The 16,961-nt window shown below is 49.9% G+C and carries 13 protein-coding genes and 1 riboswitch; all 13 genes read left to right on the top strand.

Translation table 11 applies throughout. The features are described 5' to 3' along the window. Window positions 1–12 precede the first annotated feature (12 nt). The 13 genes from ICC18_RS19260 (at window position 13) to ICC18_RS19200 (ending at window position 16,544) form a co-directional block, all read left to right on the top strand. Window positions 13–990, top strand: coding sequence for an AAA family ATPase (locus tag ICC18_RS19260; RefSeq protein ID WP_188176079.1), 978 nt, complete (start codon window positions 13–15; stop codon window positions 988–990). A gap of 11 nt (window positions 991–1,001) precedes the next feature. Then, window positions 1,002–2,225, top strand: a complete 1,224-nt coding sequence (locus ICC18_RS19255; protein ID WP_188176078.1) for a DUF58 domain-containing protein — start codon at window positions 1,002–1,004, stop codon at window positions 2,223–2,225. Beyond that, window positions 2,212–4,683, top strand: a complete 2,472-nt coding sequence (locus ICC18_RS19250; RefSeq protein ID WP_188176077.1) for a transglutaminase-like domain-containing protein — start codon at window positions 2,212–2,214, stop codon at window positions 4,681–4,683. The genes ICC18_RS19255 and ICC18_RS19250 overlap by 14 nt, the downstream gene beginning before the upstream one ends. 125 nt (window positions 4,684–4,808) lie before the next feature. Further along, on the top strand, window positions 4,809–6,350 hold the full coding sequence (gene guaA / locus ICC18_RS19245) for a glutamine-hydrolyzing GMP synthase (protein ID WP_188176076.1): 1,542 nt from the start codon (window positions 4,809–4,811) through the stop codon (window positions 6,348–6,350). 96 nt (window positions 6,351–6,446) lie between these two features. Next, window positions 6,447–6,547: riboswitch (purine riboswitch) on the top strand. A 145-nt stretch (window positions 6,548–6,692) separates the two neighbouring features. Further along, window positions 6,693–8,090: an NCS2 family permease gene (locus ICC18_RS19240; RefSeq protein ID WP_188176075.1), complete on the top strand. Its 1,398-nt coding sequence runs from the start codon at window positions 6,693–6,695 to the stop codon at window positions 8,088–8,090. A 520-nt stretch (window positions 8,091–8,610) separates the two neighbouring features. Continuing rightward, a complete protein-coding gene (locus tag ICC18_RS19235; RefSeq protein WP_188176074.1) occupies window positions 8,611–9,471 on the top strand; it encodes an HAD-IIA family hydrolase in 861 nt (286 codons plus the stop codon). Next, entirely contained in the window at window positions 9,425–10,609 is a 1,185-nt protein-coding gene (locus ICC18_RS19230; protein WP_188176073.1) for a sn-glycerol-1-phosphate dehydrogenase, read from the top strand. The genes ICC18_RS19235 and ICC18_RS19230 overlap by 47 nt, the downstream gene beginning before the upstream one ends. Window positions 10,610–10,746: 137 nt before the next feature. Continuing rightward, the gene (locus ICC18_RS19225; protein WP_188176364.1) at window positions 10,747–11,508 is read left to right on the top strand and encodes a DeoR/GlpR family DNA-binding transcription regulator; all 762 of its coding nucleotides are present in this window, start codon (window positions 10,747–10,749) and stop codon (window positions 11,506–11,508) included. Window positions 11,509–11,558: 50 nt separating this feature from the next. Beyond that, window positions 11,559–12,611, top strand: a complete 1,053-nt coding sequence (locus ICC18_RS19220; RefSeq protein ID WP_188176072.1) for an ABC transporter ATP-binding protein — start codon at window positions 11,559–11,561, stop codon at window positions 12,609–12,611. Then, window positions 12,604–13,479, top strand: coding sequence for a carbohydrate ABC transporter permease (locus ICC18_RS19215; RefSeq protein WP_223192701.1), 876 nt, complete (start codon window positions 12,604–12,606; stop codon window positions 13,477–13,479). The genes ICC18_RS19220 and ICC18_RS19215 overlap by 8 nt, the downstream gene beginning before the upstream one ends. Before the next feature lie 33 nt (window positions 13,480–13,512). Further along, window positions 13,513–14,346 (top strand): carbohydrate ABC transporter permease, encoded by an 834-nt coding sequence (locus ICC18_RS19210; RefSeq protein WP_188176071.1) that lies wholly within the window; start codon window positions 13,513–13,515, stop codon window positions 14,344–14,346. 67 nt (window positions 14,347–14,413) lie between these two features. Beyond that, window positions 14,414–15,730 carry an ABC transporter substrate-binding protein gene (locus ICC18_RS19205; RefSeq protein ID WP_312029562.1) on the top strand — a complete coding sequence of 439 codons (1,317 nt, stop codon included), beginning with the start codon at window positions 14,414–14,416 and terminating at the stop codon, window positions 15,728–15,730. A gap of 40 nt (window positions 15,731–15,770) precedes the next feature. Next, a complete protein-coding gene (locus ICC18_RS19200; protein WP_188176070.1) occupies window positions 15,771–16,544 on the top strand; it encodes a glycerophosphodiester phosphodiesterase family protein in 774 nt (257 codons plus the stop codon). The last annotated feature ends 417 nt before the right edge of the window (window positions 16,545–16,961 follow it).

Genomic DNA, 16,961 nt, shown 5'->3' with positions numbered 1-16,961 from the left:
GGCTTCTTGCCTATGCAGTCGAAAACAAGAATCTTCGATCAGCCGCAGCCTCTCGTTGAACGGATGATCATGAACGTAGAGAAAGTCATTGTTGGGAAAAGAGAAACGATAGAGAAAGCTTTTGTGGCCATGCTGAGCGGCGGTCATCTTTTGCTGGAGGACGTCCCCGGTGTAGGTAAAACGATGTTGGTACGCGCTCTCGCAAGGACGATCGGCTGCGAGTTTAAAAGAATTCAATGTACGCCGGATCTACTGCCATCCGATGTGACAGGCGTTTCTGTGTACAATGCCAAATCCGGCGAATTTGAATTTCGCCCGGGTCCGCTCATGACGCCGATTGTGCTGGCGGATGAATGCAACCGCACCTCGCCGAAGACGCAGGCCGCCTTCTTGGAAGCGATGGAGGAGAAGCGGGTGACGATCGACGGAGTCGGTTATGAATTGCCGAAGCCGTTTTTGCTCCTGGCGACGCAAAACCCCGCCGATTATGAAGGTACTTATGCGCTCCCGGAAGCGCAAATGGATCGGTTTTTGATGAAACTGACCTTGGGTTATCCAACGCCCGAGCAAGAAATTCAAATGCTGGACCGCTTGCAGGATCGGCAACCGCTAGAACATTTGAAGCCGGTTATCGTTCAAGATGAATTCGTGCAATTACAAAAAGAAGCAGCCATGGTTCATGTTGACGAGACGTTAAAGGAATTTATCGTTCGTGTTGCATTAGCAACGAGACAGCACCCTGATTTGTACTTGGGCGTAAGTCCAAGGGCATCTTATGCACTGCTGCGTGCCTCTCAATCGGCCGCTTACATGAGAGGCAGAAGCTACGTAGTGCCCGATGATATTAAAGACTTACTGCTCCCGGTATGGACGCACCGCCTGATGTTAACGTCGGAAGCCCGGATAACGGGGAAATCGCCGGAAGCGATTTTATCGGGATTGCTTGCTTCCGTGCAAACTCCTGTTCTTCGTTATGCTTCATCGAAGTAAGGGGCTGCGCGATGAAAAGCTGGGGAAAATTGTTGCTGCTCGTTATAGGATGTCTGCTGTCGGGCGTTTTGACTTATACGCAGGGCGGATTGGCTTCCTGGTTCTTATTGGACTGCTTGCTCATTGTGCTGCTGCAAGCCGTGCTTGTCTATACGGTCGCTTTAAAAGGGCTTCAGGCGAGCCGATCGCTCTCTGCACCGATTTCAACATCCGGAGAGGATCTCGTAATTGTTCTGCATATTACGCACAGATCGCCCATCCCATTGCCTTGGTTCATTATCAAGGAGTCGTGGCTGCATGAGGGGAGCCATGCTAAATTCACCTATCGCAAGCTGCTTTTTCCATGGTTTCGCACTTCATTCACCCTGCATTACCGTATCACAGGGCTTATGCGCGGTGTGTATCGTTTCGCCGGTCTTGAGGTCGTCACCGGAGATTTGTTTGGTTTTGCCGTGAAAAAGGCGCAGCGCACGGACCATCAGCGCTGCATCGTGTACCCGAAGCCCGACGCGTTAGACCGGGCTGTGATGACGCTGCATGCCGAAGATGGCGATAAGCCGGCAGCAGGCGTCCCTTGGGCAACGGCTCCGCGGGTCGGCGGAGTCCGCGACTACGTGAGCGGTGATCCGTATCACCGCATCCATTGGAAATCCACAGCCAAGCTCAGCCGGCTGATGACCAAGGCTCCCGAGCAGGCATCCGCCGTGAAGCGGATGCTGCTGCTCGACACGACGCCTGCGCCTGCGGCGACTCCAGCCGAAGCGGCTCAGCCGCTGCTGGAGAAAGGCGTCGCCCTCGCGGCGGGCTTCTTCGCAGCCGCCGCCCGCGGGCGCGAGAGCTGCGGCTTCGCCAGCAGCTCCGCCGGGGCAGGGCGAATCGCGCCGGCGATTCGCCCCGATCTGACGCTCGCGTACGAAGTCCTCGCGAGCGTGGGCGGCAAGGCCGCCCTCACCTTTCCTGACCTCGTCAGGAAAGAGGCCGCGGCCTTGCCGCCGGATGCGTCGATGCTGTGCATCACATCGACGCTCGATGCCGTCCTGCTGCGCGCGATCGCTGAAGCGCGCAGCAGGAGGCGGGCCGTGCACGTGATCTACGTGCACGCACGGCCATCCCTCTCGGTCGCGGACCGGGAGGGGGCTTCGCAGCTGCAGGCGTTAGGCTGCAGCTTCACGGAAATACCACACCCGCGGAACGAGTGGCCGAAGCAGGGAGGTGTCGCGGATGCAACCGCTTGAACCTAGGCGCTCACAGCCCTTAGTCCCTGATACTTCTCGAACCAACTCACAGCAGCATTCTGCTTTTGCAACAAAGTCTGGCTCACAGCATCACTCTGCTTCCGAAGTGTCTCGATCCAGCTCACAGCATCACTCTGCTTCTGCGATATCACGTTCCAACTCACATCATCCGTCAACATCAAGCTCATCTCGGACCACATACTTCAACACGTACGATACTAACACAACAATCCGCGCAGGCGATTCGCTATTCCGTGATATCATCATCTCGCTGCTGCTGTTTTTATTGCTGACTGAGTGGCTCAGCCCACTGCCTGAATTAGCGGATATTTCGGAAATATATCGTATACAGCCGTTTCTGGTCATATTTGGACTTTGCATCGCTATTGACTGCTTCCGGGTTCCGTATACGTGGGGCTGGGCGGCCAAAAGCATCATCATCCTGCTTTCGATCGGATTCATGTTTGAACGCGATGGTTTTGTGAATGGAATATGGATCATCGATTTGGTTAGGCTCATCGTTCAAGATATCGGCCACGTGGCAACGACCCGTTTTGACCTGATTAGCGGTGAAACGCGAACCTTACTGTTTCTGTTCGGGTGGTCGTTGCTGCTCTCCGTGGTGCAGGCGCTCATGCTGCAGAGACAGCATAGTCTATGGTTTGTTGGCGCTACGCTCGCTTATCTCGTTTGTTTGCAGCTGGCGCTCGGTACAGATACCATACAGGGTATCATTCGTACGCTAGGGTATGGCTTATTGCTACTGTCGCTCCTTAATCACTCTCGTATCCAACAATCTTACGGTATAACTAACGTGCGGGCTGGGGGAGCACTGCAATGGTTGGCGATAAGTCTAGTCGTTGTCGGCATTTTGGCAGGAGCGGGATGGTACTCGACTGCCCAATCGGGGCCGGCATCTTTGATGAAACCGGTAAGCTGGGCTCATATATCGGATCAAATTTATGATCTTTACAATGAGAATGACGGCTTGCGCACGGCTATCGCCAGGTCAGGGTACGGTCATGATGATTCTGTGCTCGGCGGTCCGATGCTTTCGGACAGCAGTACGGTTTTCGCGGCCAAAACATCGGAACTCACATACTGGCGCGGCGAGTCCAAAAGCTTCTACGACGGCAAAGGATGGACGCAAACCGAACAAGCCGGCGAACCTTTTGTATCCATTCATCGTAACGTCTCCGGGATGACCGTCACTCAGGAAGTGCTCTGGAACTCCAAAGCGCCGAACAAACAATTATTTCACGGCGGTTCTCTGGTGCAAATCGATGGACTGTTGACGGAAAAGGGAGCTGCACTTTCGCCGGACATTGTTATCATGAATAGTGTCACCGGCAAAGTGGCGCTGCCGGAGATCAGCGATCCGCTGTCTTATTACAAAATTACCGTTCAACCGGCGCATGCAGATCCAGCCATACTCAGTTCCGATTCGGACAGTTATCCGGCAGCTATTCGCGATGCCTACCTCCAGCTTCCGGCTGCATTGCCGCGTACGATTCGGGGCCTTGCCGAGCAGGTGACGGAAGGCGCGGGATCGGCTTACGCCAAAGCAGTGGCGGTGGAGCAGTATTTGCGCAGCAATTACTCCTATAGCTTGGATAAACCGACCCGCCCAACCCGCAATGAGGATTTTGTCAGCCATTTCTTATTTGTAGATCGGACAGGCTACTGTGACCATTTTTCAACGAGCATGGTCGTGATACTTCGCTCCGTCGGCGTGCCCGCCCGTTGGGTGAAAGGATTTGCTCCTGGGGAGCAGCAGTCTGTTACGGACGGCGGAACCAGAGAAGTAACCGTACGCAACTCCGATGCGCATTCGTGGGTAGAAGTTTATTTCCCATCGGCTGGCTGGGTCCCTTTCGAGCCCACGCCCGGCTTCACCGGGATCGGCGAAGATCATGCCAGAGCGGCAGTTGCGATCAGCCCGGAGGAGCGGCCAATGATGACCGCATCGCTGCTTAATATTCCGACTGTGCAGAGCTTCTCCACTGACTCCAAAGAATGGCTTCAGACGAAAGCGAATGAGCTTGCCTTTTTTGTGAAATCATATAGGAAACATTTACTAATCGCGGCCGCTATTTGCATGCTCGCAATCGGCATTTTCCTGATCCTGTGGCGAAAAGGCATGCTTCAAAGCATCGCTCTGCATTTTCCCGGCAGCCGAACTCCTTCCGGTAACGCTCAACCGCTTGTCAGGTATATGGATCGTCTGTGGCTGCAGCTTTTTCGCAAGTTTGGCGCCAAATCCGCCCATCAATCCGTGCGCGAATACGTAACGTCCATACGTTTAGAGAATGCTGCGCAACAACAAGCACTGCTTGAATTTGCTTTGATCTATGAAAACGTGCGGTATGATACTCCCGGTCGACCTGTCTACTCCAAACGGGAAATTGCCGCGGTATGGAATGCCATACTTTCGACACGGGATCGAAGAGCTACATAAATCCTTTCGGTCAAAGCCCTTTACATCCTAGGTATGTAATGTTTAAAATTAGTAGCTAGAAATAGTGATAAGCGGACTAGGGGACCCCAAACACTTCAATCACTATGAAACTAGGAGGTCGGGTAATGAGTAAACCAAGTGAAATCATCGTTGTTCTGGATTTTGGAGGGCAGTATAACCAGCTAATCGCAAGGCGTATTCGTGATTTAGGCGTATATAGCGAACTGATGCCTTACAACACTAGCGTGGATAAAATTCGTGAGCTGAACCCCAAAGGTATTGTTTTTTCCGGTGGTCCGGCGAGCGTTTACGGCGAAGGCGCACCAGCTGTTGACTCATCGATTTTTGATTTAGGTATCCCGATTTTGGGGATTTGCTACGGCATGCAATTAATTGCTCATCAGTTAACCGGCGGAAAAGTAGAACGCGCTCATACCCGTGAGTATGGTAAGGCTGAGCTGGAATTCACCAACGAAAGTCCGCTTGTAAAAGGCCTTGACGCCAAACAAGTCGTTTGGATGAGCCATGGCGACCATGTTTCCGTACTGCCGGAAGGCTTTGTATGCGAAGCAAGCACAGAATCCCTGCCAATCGCAGCGATGAGCCACCGTGATAAAAACATTCACGCCGTCCAATTCCACCCGGAAGTTCGCCACTCCGTACAAGGGAACGAGATGATCCATAACTTTGTTTATGACGTTTGCGGCTGCACAGGCGATTGGACGATGGAATCCTTTATCGAAGACACCATCAAAGAAATTCGCGAACAAGTCGGCGATCAAAAAGTGCTCTGCGCACTGAGCGGCGGCGTAGATTCCTCCGTGGTTGCGATTTTGCTGCACAAAGCTATCGGTGACCAATTGACTTGTATGTTCATCGATCATGGCTTGCTGCGCAAAGGCGAAGGTGAGAGTGTGATGGAAACCTTTGTCGGCAAATTTGATATGAAAGTGGTTAAAATCGATGCACGCGATCGTTTCCTGGGCAAATTAGCAGGCGTTGACGACCCGGAGCAAAAACGCAAAATCATCGGTACAGAATTCATCCGCGTATTTGAAGAAGAGTCCGGTAAATTTGACGACTTCGCATTCTTGGCGCAAGGAACACTGTATACGGATATCGTAGAGAGTGGAACGGCTACAGCGCACACGATCAAATCGCATCATAACGTAGGCGGACTGCCAAAAGATATGAAGTTCAAGCTTGTTGAGCCGCTCAAAGCATTGTTCAAGGATGAAGTGCGTAAAGTCGGCGAAGAGTGCGGTCTACCTGCGGCTATCGTATGGAGACAACCGTTCCCGGGTCCTGGACTTGCGATCCGTGTTCTTGGCGAAGTGACGGAGGACAAGCTGCACATCGTTCGCGAATCCGACGCTATCCTTCGTGAAGAGATCGCCAAAGCCGGCTTGGACCGCGAGATCTGGCAGTACTTCACCGCGCTCCCAGGCATGAAAAGCGTTGGTGTCATGGGCGACGCCAGAACATATTCCTACACAGTAGGTATCCGTGCCGTTACTTCCATCGACGGCATGACTGCGGATTGGGCGCGTATCCCTTGGGACGTGCTGGAGAAGATTTCTGTTCGTATCGTTAACGAGGTTGAAAATGTGAATCGTATCGTTTACGACGTTACGTCAAAACCGCCTGCAACAATCGAGTGGGAATAGAAAAACAATAAATCTTTAAAACCGAACATCTGGGAAATCATTCTCAGTTATCGTTCGGTTTTTCTGTTGACAACTTTCGACATCAGCACTAAAATGTGAAATGGATAACAGTTTTTTCGTATAATCTTGGGAATTGGCCCGAGAGTTTCTACGAGATCACCGCAAATGATCTGGCTACGAAAAAAAGGAACGTAATCCGTATGAGGTTAGCTTGCACTTGTCTTTACACATGCGCTGGAGCTCGACTCTCATATGGGAAGACTCCTTTTTCGTGCCCGGAATCATGCCATTTGATTCCGGGTTTTTGCTGTTCCAACCAACATTTCTAGGAGGAATAGGTAGATGGATCGGTTTTTCAAATTGAAAGAAAACGGCACCACAGTAAGAACGGAAATCATGGCGGGTATTACCACGTTCATGACGATGGCTTACATTCTCGCGGTAAACCCTGATATTCTTAGCGCGTTTAAATCGGGGGCAACCGGCGGTGACTGGACATCCATTTTCTTGGCTACTGCCATCGCGGCAGGTGTCATGACGATTGCTATGGGCTTGTTCGTTAACTTTCCTGTTGCGCTTGCGCCGGGAATGGGCCTGAATGCTTATTTTGCAACGATTATTCTTTCGTCACAAGGTAAATTTACGTTCTCCATGGCTTTGACAGCTGTGTTTATTTCAGGGATTATCTTCTTGATTCTAACGGTCACCAAGCTTCGTCAAATGCTGCTTGTAGCGGTTCCCGACAGCTTGAAACATGCGATTACGGTCGGTATCGGCTTGTTTATCGCTATGATCGGTTTCAAAAACAGCGGTATTCTGACTGTCGCGGTCGAGAGCACCAAAGATATTCCGGCACATAAATTTACAGACGTACTTTCTTTCGAAACAGTGTTTCACATGGGTTCTTTAGAGGATAAAGGTGTCATTTTGACGCTGATCGGTATTTTGTTAATCTCCATCTTGATGGTGCTTCGTATTCGTGGAGCGATTCTGTTCGGTATTCTGGCAACTACAGTTATTGGATACTTCATGGGTCTGGTGAATCTTGGTTCCTTGATAAGCCCTGAAACAACTTGGGTTCCGGATATGACCAAGCTTAGATTTGCCGATTTTGACTTTGCAGGCATCATGACCACAGGGATTATCTCCGTTATCGCTACGTTTACGTTCGTAGAGCTTTTCGATACATTCGGTACGATGGTTGGTACGGCAAACCGCGCCGGTATTATGAAGAACAAAGAGGAAGGTAACAAACGCGTTGGTAAAGCCATGTTCGTAGATGCAATTGGTGTAAGCGGCGGCGCATTGGTAGGTACAAGTACAGTTACCGCTTACGTTGAAAGTGCTGCAGGGGTAGCTGAAGGCGGCCGCACAGGTTTAACTTCCGTAACTACGGGCGTATGTTTCTTGCTTGCGCTGTTCTTGGCTCCTATCGCCATGCTGATTCCAGGTTCGGCAACAGCAGCTGCATTGATCGTAGTCGGTGTCTTGATGGTTCAATCCGTTAAAGAAATCGACTTCCAAGACTTCGTTCTGGCAATTCCGGCATTCCTTACCATTGTATTGATGCCTTTCACCTATAACATTGCTAACGGTATCTCCTTTGGTATCGTTACCTATGTAGTGCTTGCAGCTGCTTCTAATCTTGGCGGCAAAAATAAATACCCGATTCACTGGCTAATGTGGGTTCTGGCCATTCTTGTTCTGGCTCGTTACTTCTTTATTGGAAGCCAAGGATAATCATTGAATGAATTGAACAATAAGGAAAACTGCGATGCAAGAGCTATTCTGGTATCGCAGTTTTTCCATTTTGGCCGAGTTCCTCCTTTTCTTCGAAAGCAAAGCATTTGCGTCCCGCAGTGCACTAATAAAGAACCTCATGACGCTAATAAGTGGTAGAGTTCCTCTGAGGTGAGTTTAGCGAATAAAGTCCATAATCAACGAACATCGTTCGTGGATTATGGACTTTTATTCGTTCGGAGTATGGAACGAAGCGATCTGACCCACATTTGCGTCTCCAATATGCCTTATTTACGAACTTTGGACTTAACGCCTCTCGATGCCCCGCGATCCCCCGCGATAGCTGCTCGCCTACGTCTTTTTCAAGTGATTATGATTTTTTACAACTTCTTCATATCAAGATGACACTTCGATAACCTTGGATGTTTATATTGAATATGAAACGAGCAAATACAAACATTAACGCGCACAAAATGAACATTCATGCTCGAGAACAAATAGATGTGAGGTAGCTAGCTGAATGAACATTCGGGATGTAGAAGGGTTCGTCATTGATCTGGACGGTACGGTGTACAAGGGCAATCAAGCCATTGATGGCGTTGTACAAACCATTGCATATGTGAGGAGTATTGGAAAACGGATTGTATTTCTAAGCAACAGGGGCAACATCTCCAGGGCGATGTGCCATGACAATTTGAAGCGTATGGGGCTGGATGTACATGAGGAAGAAATCATTCTTTCCTCAACTGTCGCAGCTGCCTATATCAAGCGCCACTATGAGGAGGCCGAGGTGTGGGTGCTAGGTGACGAAGGGCTGCGCGACGAGCTTCGAGTCACAGGCGTTAGGCTGGCATCCAACCCCGAATCCGCTGATTGGCTGTTAATTACGCTGCACGAGACTTTGACCTACCGCGATTTGAACGAGGCCTTTCGGGCGGTGCGCCATGGCGCCAGAATTATGGCCACGAATGAGGATCGGATGTTTCCGTCGGAAAACGGCTTATCCATTGATGTGGCAGGCATGATCGGCGCTATCACTTCTGCGACGGGCCAAGAGGTCGAGCTTGTAATCGGTAAGCCATCCGCAATCATGGCGGAGGCGGCCTTGAGCAAGTTGTCGCTTCCACCGGAGCAAGTCTTGATGATTGGGGATAGCGTCGAATCCGATATCCGTCTGGGGAAGAGGGCGGGAATGAAGACCGCTCTAGTATTAACGGGAGCATGGACGCGCGAAGAGGCCGAGGCTAGTCCGGTGGAACCGGACTGGATCTGGGATTCACTCGCTGAATTGCAGCTGCTGATGGCCAAACAACATGAAGAGGACGGTACCAAGCATGACACAACTGTTGAACAGAATTCAACAAAGTATTACGGGCCTTGACGAGGAAATACAACGTAGAATCCATCTCCAAGAAATACGAATCGAAGCAGGGGCCTTGCATCAAGCAGCTAACTATACGGCTGATCAAGCTTTCCGGAGCGTCATTGTTGCTGCAGATGCAGCCACTTATGAGGCAGCTGGCCAACATCTGCGAAATCATTTGGCAGTTGAGGGTATTAATGTCCATGTCACGCTCATCCGGCCGGCCCATTCCGGCGACGTATTGGCGGATGAATCCGCCTTAATCCAGCTGCTGCTGGATATGCAGAAGACAGGCGCCGATGTGATTATCGCAGTTGGCGGGGGAACGATTCACGATATCGTTAGATATTGTGCGTTTACTGCCAGAGTTCCGTTTATCTCTGTGCCTACGGCTCCCACTGTAGACGGATTTAACTCCAAAGGAGCGCCGATTATCTCGCGTGGCATGAAAATAACCGTTCCCGCGATCGGACCTGATGCGATATTTGCCGATCTGGACGTTTTGGTTAACGCTCCGGCTCCTCTGGCAGCTGCCGGATTCGGCGATATGCTCGGCAAGGCGACATCTTTATTTGATTGGCAGTTCGGCTGCTTGACGGCCGGTGAGCCTTACCTTGAAGCAGCGGCAAATATCACCCGCAATGCGTTAGCACGCTGTCTGGACCATGTCGAGCAGATTGCCAAAAGAGACGAAGAAGGCGTGTATACGCTCATCTCCTCGCTGATCGAGTCCGGACTCGCGATGCTGCTTTTCGGACAATCGCATCCGGCTTCCGGAGCTGAGCATCATTTGTCCCATTACTGGGAGATGACCTATATCAGAGAAGGCAGAAGGCAGCTGCTGCACGGAGCGAAAGTGGGCGTTGCCTGCATTGAAATATGCAAATTGTATCGCACTATTGGCGAGCAAGGAGTAAGCCCTTGGGGCGCATTGCCGCACATTGCCGAGCACTGGGAGGCGATCGCACCGTGGCTTGAAGCCCTTCCGAATGAGCAACAGCTGATTGAAGTGATGCGGCAGATCGGGGGGCCGGCAACCATTCAGGAGCTGGGCATCGCTCCGGAATTACTAGCGCGGAGCCTGCGCGAAGCGCACCATGTCCGTCCTGAAAGGTATACTTTGCTCCGAGCATATAATGAGCGCATAAAAGGATAGGAAATTACATGATCTTCATATGAAGATAACATTCGCTTGATCTTCCGTAGATACAATCGAAATGAACGCACATGCGCATAATTGCACATGAAATATGCGCAAGGTGAAAGATTTTGCGCGAATGGGGGACGCAGGCATTGTTAGCGGCAGAGAGAAAACAGCGGATCATAGATTATGTAAGACAGTATAGTACGGCTTCAGTCAACACACTGGCCAAACAATTCAGTGTGCATGAAGCGACGATACGCCGCGACCTGATGGAAATTGAACAGGAAGGGCTTCTGAAACGGACGCATGGCGGCGTTATCGTGGAGCAATGGACGCATGACGAGCCCTCTTTTAACGAAAGATCGTCACAAAATCTCGACCAGAAGATGCGCATAGGGAAATTGGCCGCTAGTCTCGTTGAGGACGGCGATCATATCATTATTGATTCCGGGACGACGACGCTTCATATTGCCAAAAACTTAGTGCACCGTTCCAACATTACCGTTGTGACGAACGATATGAATGTTGCGGCCGAACTGCGGGATGCGACAAGAATCAAAGTGATTCTGACAGGCGGCGAGTTGTACCCCCACAGCTATATGCTGAACGGCATGTTCACCGACCATGTGCTAAGGTCGCTTCATACGTCGAAGGTGTTCATCGGGACGCCGGCATTGCACCCGCAGCACGGGCTCATGCACCCTGAGGCACAGCTTGTTCCCGCCAAGCAGGGAATGATTCGCGCCGCGCAGGAAGTGATCGTCGTAACGGACGATACGAAAATCGGCAAATTGTCGCTGCATACCGTCGCTCCGAACAGCAGTATTCATACACTGATAACCGGCAGGGAAGCGACTGAGGATCAGATAAAACCCTTCAGGGATAGCGGTATAACGGTATATACCGTGTAATCCAACCGCACAACGAACGAATCATAACAAGGATACGGAGGAGGATTCGCGTGGCATCTATTGAGTTTGTGAACGTTTCGAAAGCTTTCGAGAAGAGCATTGTCATCAGCAATCTGAATTTAACTATTCAAGATGGCTCTTTTACTGTATTGGTCGGACCGTCGGGCTGCGGGAAAACGACGCTGCTGCGAATGATTGCAGGCCTTGATCCGCAAACGTCGGGCTCCGTCCTCATTAACGGCAAAGATGTTACGCGCATAGCCCCAGGGCAAAGAGGCGTGGCGATGGTTTTTCAAAACTATGCGCTGTACCCGACGATGACGGTGAGGGAGAACATCGAATTCGGCCTGAAAAATAACAAAGTGGGCAAGGTTCAACGAACGGACCTTGTCGAGTCGATCAGCGCAACCGTAGGCTTGCAGCCTTACCTGGACCGCAAGCCATCCATGCTGTCTGGCGGACAACGGCAGCGCGTTGCGCTTGCGAGAGCGATGGTGAAGAAGCCGTCGGTTTTCCTGATGGACGAGCCTTTATCCAATCTCGATGCCAAGCTTAGGGCGCAGATGCGGCTTGAACTAATCGAACTGCACAAAAAGCTGGGTACGACTTTTGTATATGTAACGCATGACCAGGTGGAGGCCATGTCGATGGCGGATACGATCGTTCTGATGAATCAAGGAATCATTCAGCAGGAGGCGGCGCCGGATGCGATGTATCATAAACCGAGCAATCTCTTTGCGGCACAGTTCATCGGCAACCCGCCTATGAATGTGAGCGATTTGGGAGTGGACGGTGTAAAATTCGGATTTCGTCCCGAAAAAGCGGAGCTGTCCGCACACCCGATAGATGGACACTTCACTGTATCGGGTTATATCGCCACAAGGGAAATGCTCGGTTCGGAGACATTGTACCAGATCAGACAGGGCGAGCAGTCTTATATGGTGAAAAGCATGGAAAACAAATATTCCGTGGACCAAGAGATATACATGAATGTGGACGCGCACCGATTATATTTCTTCTCGGAGAACGGGGAGCGGATCGAGGAAAGTCATGCGAGATATCGCGATTATTTGGGAGCTGTGAGAGGGCTTTGCTATGTATAGAGAACTTTGGGAACGAATAAGACCTTATCTCATGATCGCTCCCGCTATGACCGGCATTTGCGTGTTTGTCATTTACCCGATTCTCCATTTGATCTATCTCAGCTTTTATAAATACAACTTGATCAATAAGGCAAAAAGCAAATTCGTCGGCTTCGATAATTACATTCAAATTTTTACAAGGGAAGATTTCTATAAGTCGGTTGTCAATACGTTCTTATATTCCGTCGGCGTCGTTGTGCTGACAATGATCCTGTCCTTGCTGGCCGCATTGTGGCTGCACCGCAAAAGCCGCTTTAATGCTTTCGTACAAGCAGGGATGTTCACACCGCACATTATATCGATCGTCTCGATCTCATTAGTATGGCTTTGGCTGATGGAGCCGAATTTGGGACTGCTGAATTACGTGCTCAAAATGATGGGCCTTCCCCCGTCACCATGGCTGCAAAGCTCCCGAACGGCATTATGGTCTGTCATTATCGTATCGGTTTGGCAGAGCGTCGGGTATTACGCGTTGATTATTGCCGCGGCGCTCCAAAGCGTACCGCCCAGTATTTACGAAGCGGCAGCACTCGATAATGCACGCAGGAGCAGCGTTTTTTTCAAAATCACGCTGCCCATGATTTCGCCGCAACTGTTTTTTATTTTAATTATTATGACCATTGGGTCCTTTAAGGTATTCGATACGGTGCAGATTATGACCGGAGGCGGCCCGAACGGTGCGACAAGCACGCTGGTCTATTATATTTACAGCTACCGGACGACGAATATCGGATTCGCTTCCGCGAGCGGTGTAGTGCTGATGGCGCTGACCGGCCTGCTAACTATCGTTTATTTTAGGCTGCTGTCCAAAAAGGTGCACTATCAATAGACGCTACAAAACCGAGACAAAGGGGATTGTACCATGCAAACCATCGAATTCAAGCCTTGGATAGGGGCTCTGAATATTGTGGCCAAAGCGCTCGTTCTGCTCGTTTTTATCTTTCCGTTCTTATGGATGATTTCAACTTCACTGCAAACTTTTGCGGAGACAATGAGGTTCCCGCCGGTCATGATACCGAATTCGCCTCAATGGATCAACTTCAAGCATGCGATGACGGCAGGGCCGTTCTTGAACTATGCGCGAAATTCCGTTGTCGTCACTTTGTCAATCCTTGTACTTCAGTTTGTCGTTATGATTCCTGCTGCGTATGCGTTCGCCAAATATAAGTTCAAAGGAAGCTCCATTTTCTTTGGTCTGATACTGCTTGCTTTCATGATGCCGACGCAGATTACGTTTATCCCGGTATATATGATGCTTGCCGAATGGGGACTGATCAAAACGCTGCTGCCGCAAATCATTCCCTTTATGTCCAATGCGTTCGGAATCTTTTTGCTGCGCCAATATTTTATGCAGGTTCAGCAGGAGATCATCGAGTCGGCCAGACTGGATAACGCCAGCGAATTCATGATCATTTGGCGGATCATGATACCGATGTCCATGCCCGCGCTTGCCACGATTGCTCTATTCAGTTTTGTCAGCCATTGGAACGATTATTTTTGGCCGCTCGTGATGACGGATTCGGAACTGATCAGACCGCTGACGCTCGGTATCGCCAAGCTCCGGGAAACGGAAGGGATCAGCAACTGGCATACCATTATGGCGGGGAACGTCGTGCTTGTCGTACCTATTCTGATCGTCTATTCATTCTTTTCCAATCATATTGTCAAAGCGTTTGTCTATTCAGGGATTAAATGACGATTTGGTCCCTTTTAAATAGAAAAAATCAACATCACAATAAGATGAATAAGTGGAGGAGTTCAACGTGAAAAAGAAATTCAGTCTTCTTCTGGCAGCAACCATGATGGTCGGTTTACTTTCGGGCTGTGGGCAATCCGAGCCTTCACCCGGCACGTCCGCTTCCGCGGCGCCGCAGGCAGCATCGTTAGAACCTGCAAAGTCAGGAAAAGCGACGGTTCAGTTTTGGCACTCTCTCGGCGGCAAAAACGGCGAGTATATGGACGCCTTAATTAAACGTTTTAACGATTCCCATCCTAATATTGAAGTTGTAGGGACATTCCAGGGCAGTTATGACGAGACTGTCACCAAGCTGCAACAATCCATTCCTTCCAATACGGCTCCGGACGTAGCCATGCTGGAACGCGCATATATCGAGCTTTTCGCGGACGCAGATGTACTGGAAGATCTGACGCCTATGATGAAATCGTCCAACCTGAGCAAAGATGAATTCGTTGCAGGACTTATGGGCCATTCCACATTTAACAATAAGCTTGTCGCACTGCCATTGAATCGTTCTACCCCGATTTTACATGTAAACAAATCTATGCTGGACGCTAAAGGGCTTGCGGTTCCTAAAACGTGGGATGAACTAAAGAAGGTGTCCAACGCGCTTGTGGTCAAAGAGGGTAATGAAGTTAAGCAGTTTGGACTAACCATGCCTTACGATACGTGGTATCCGATTGCGATGATCACCCAGGCCGGCGGTACTTTTTTCAGTAATGATATGAAAACGATCGGATTTTACGACAACGGTGTAGGCCAAAAAGTATTCGGCTATCTGAAAGACCTTCAAGGTTCAGGAGCCCTCTTTTACCCGCCTGCCAAAGATTCCGGCAATATTGTCAATCAAATGTTCACCAGCGGCAAGGTTGCGATGATGTATCAATCGACGGGCAGCATCGGTGGACTCACCAGCGCTGTGAAATTCGATTATGTAACGGCATTTTTGCCTATGGACAAAGCATATGCCAACCCTACCGGCGGTGCGAATGTATCCATGCTTTCCTCTTCCAAAAATAAAGACGCAGCTTGGGAATTTATCCGCTGGATGGAAACCGATCCGCAGGGAGCGCTGCCGTTCATCTTGCAATCAGGCTACCTGCCGTTTACCAAATCGATGGCCGAATCTAAGGAACTCAAAGATCTGTGGGCCAAAGAACCTAACCGCAAAGTTGCGTTCGATCAGCTTCAATACGCGGTAGATACGAATAAATCCGTGGTTTGGCCGGAAGTTATGAAGGAATTTAATTCTTTTATTGAAGCAACGATGTATGACGGCAAAGACATTCAGTCATCGCTCGATACCTTTAAGAAGCAGGCTGAGCGCATTTTGACCAAATAGTTATTGTTATGAATACGTAAAGGAAAGGGGGGATCGTGCGATGATAGATAAGCTTGCGAATTCTTCATCCTTGGTCGTGGCCGGTCACCGGGGATACAAATCCACATTTCCTGAAAATACGCTTCTCGCTTTCAGAGAGGCGCTGGCTTTGGGAGTAGGCATGTTGGAGTTCGACCTCCGGCTTACCCAAGATGGCGTTGTGGTTGTTATCCACGATGAAACTGTGGATCGGACGACAAATGGTACGGGGCCGGTGGATAGTCTTACTCTGGCTGAAATTCAGCGGCTAGATGCCGGCGGTTGGTTTGCCGAGAAATTTGAGGGTATGGGTGTACCCAGTCTGGATGAGCTATGCAAGATGCTACAACATTATCCCGATCTGCTGCTGAATGTTGAAATTAAGCCGAGTGTTCATGCCATAGAAGTGGCGGACCGCTCGATCGCTATGTTGAAGACATACGGGTATCTTGATCGTTGTGTGTTTACCAGCTTTGACGCGGCTATCCTTGCTTATCTTCATGACGAGCATGGCTTAAAAACACAAGGCTTCGAAGCGAAGGCGATGTCCAATTTCGAGCAAGGTGAGCAGGGTACGTATGCGAAGATGTGGGCGATTGCATTCCCTATGAATGAATTAACCGCAGAAAAGGTACAGAAAGCCAAAGACAGAGGACTGCTCGCCTGGTGTTATTGCCCGGATACGGAGGAGCAGGTGTCCTACGCGTTGAAGTGCGGCGTTACATTAATGACTTGCAATGACCCGGTGCCTGCATTGGCGGCAGTTCAATTGAGGACCGCGCAAGCTTCCGAATAAATGATGTTGGAAGGCTTCCCCGGCCATTGGTTTGGGGAAGTTTCTTTGTCATTTCCATTTTTTACATGAAAAAAGAAGCTTGCATTCTCCTTTCGTCTTTGATATATTACTCCTTGTCGCTTCGGAAGCCGAACGAAAGAACAAAAGAATTTTTAAAAAAAGTTCTTGCAATCGAGTAGGCAGATGTGATATATTAATCAAGTCGCCTTTGAGAGCGGCGAGGTTGAAAGAAAGAAATTGTTCTTTGAAAACTGAACAACGAGTGAAGAAGTACGGTCACGCAAGTGACCACAATTAAGAGATTGCAAAATCTCGTCAGCTTTGAAATTGAGCTATTCAGCTTAACAAATAGGTTTTACCTTTTTGGAGAGTTTGATCCTGGCTCAGGACGAACGCTGGCGGCGTGCCTAATACATG

The organism is Paenibacillus sedimenti, from assembly GCF_014534655.1.
GTDB classification, from domain to species: Bacteria; Bacillota; Bacilli; order Paenibacillales; family NBRC-103111; genus Paenibacillus_E; species Paenibacillus_E sedimenti.
Note: the sequence above shows the minus strand (reverse complement) of the source record. Positions and strands in the feature narration are given on the sequence as shown.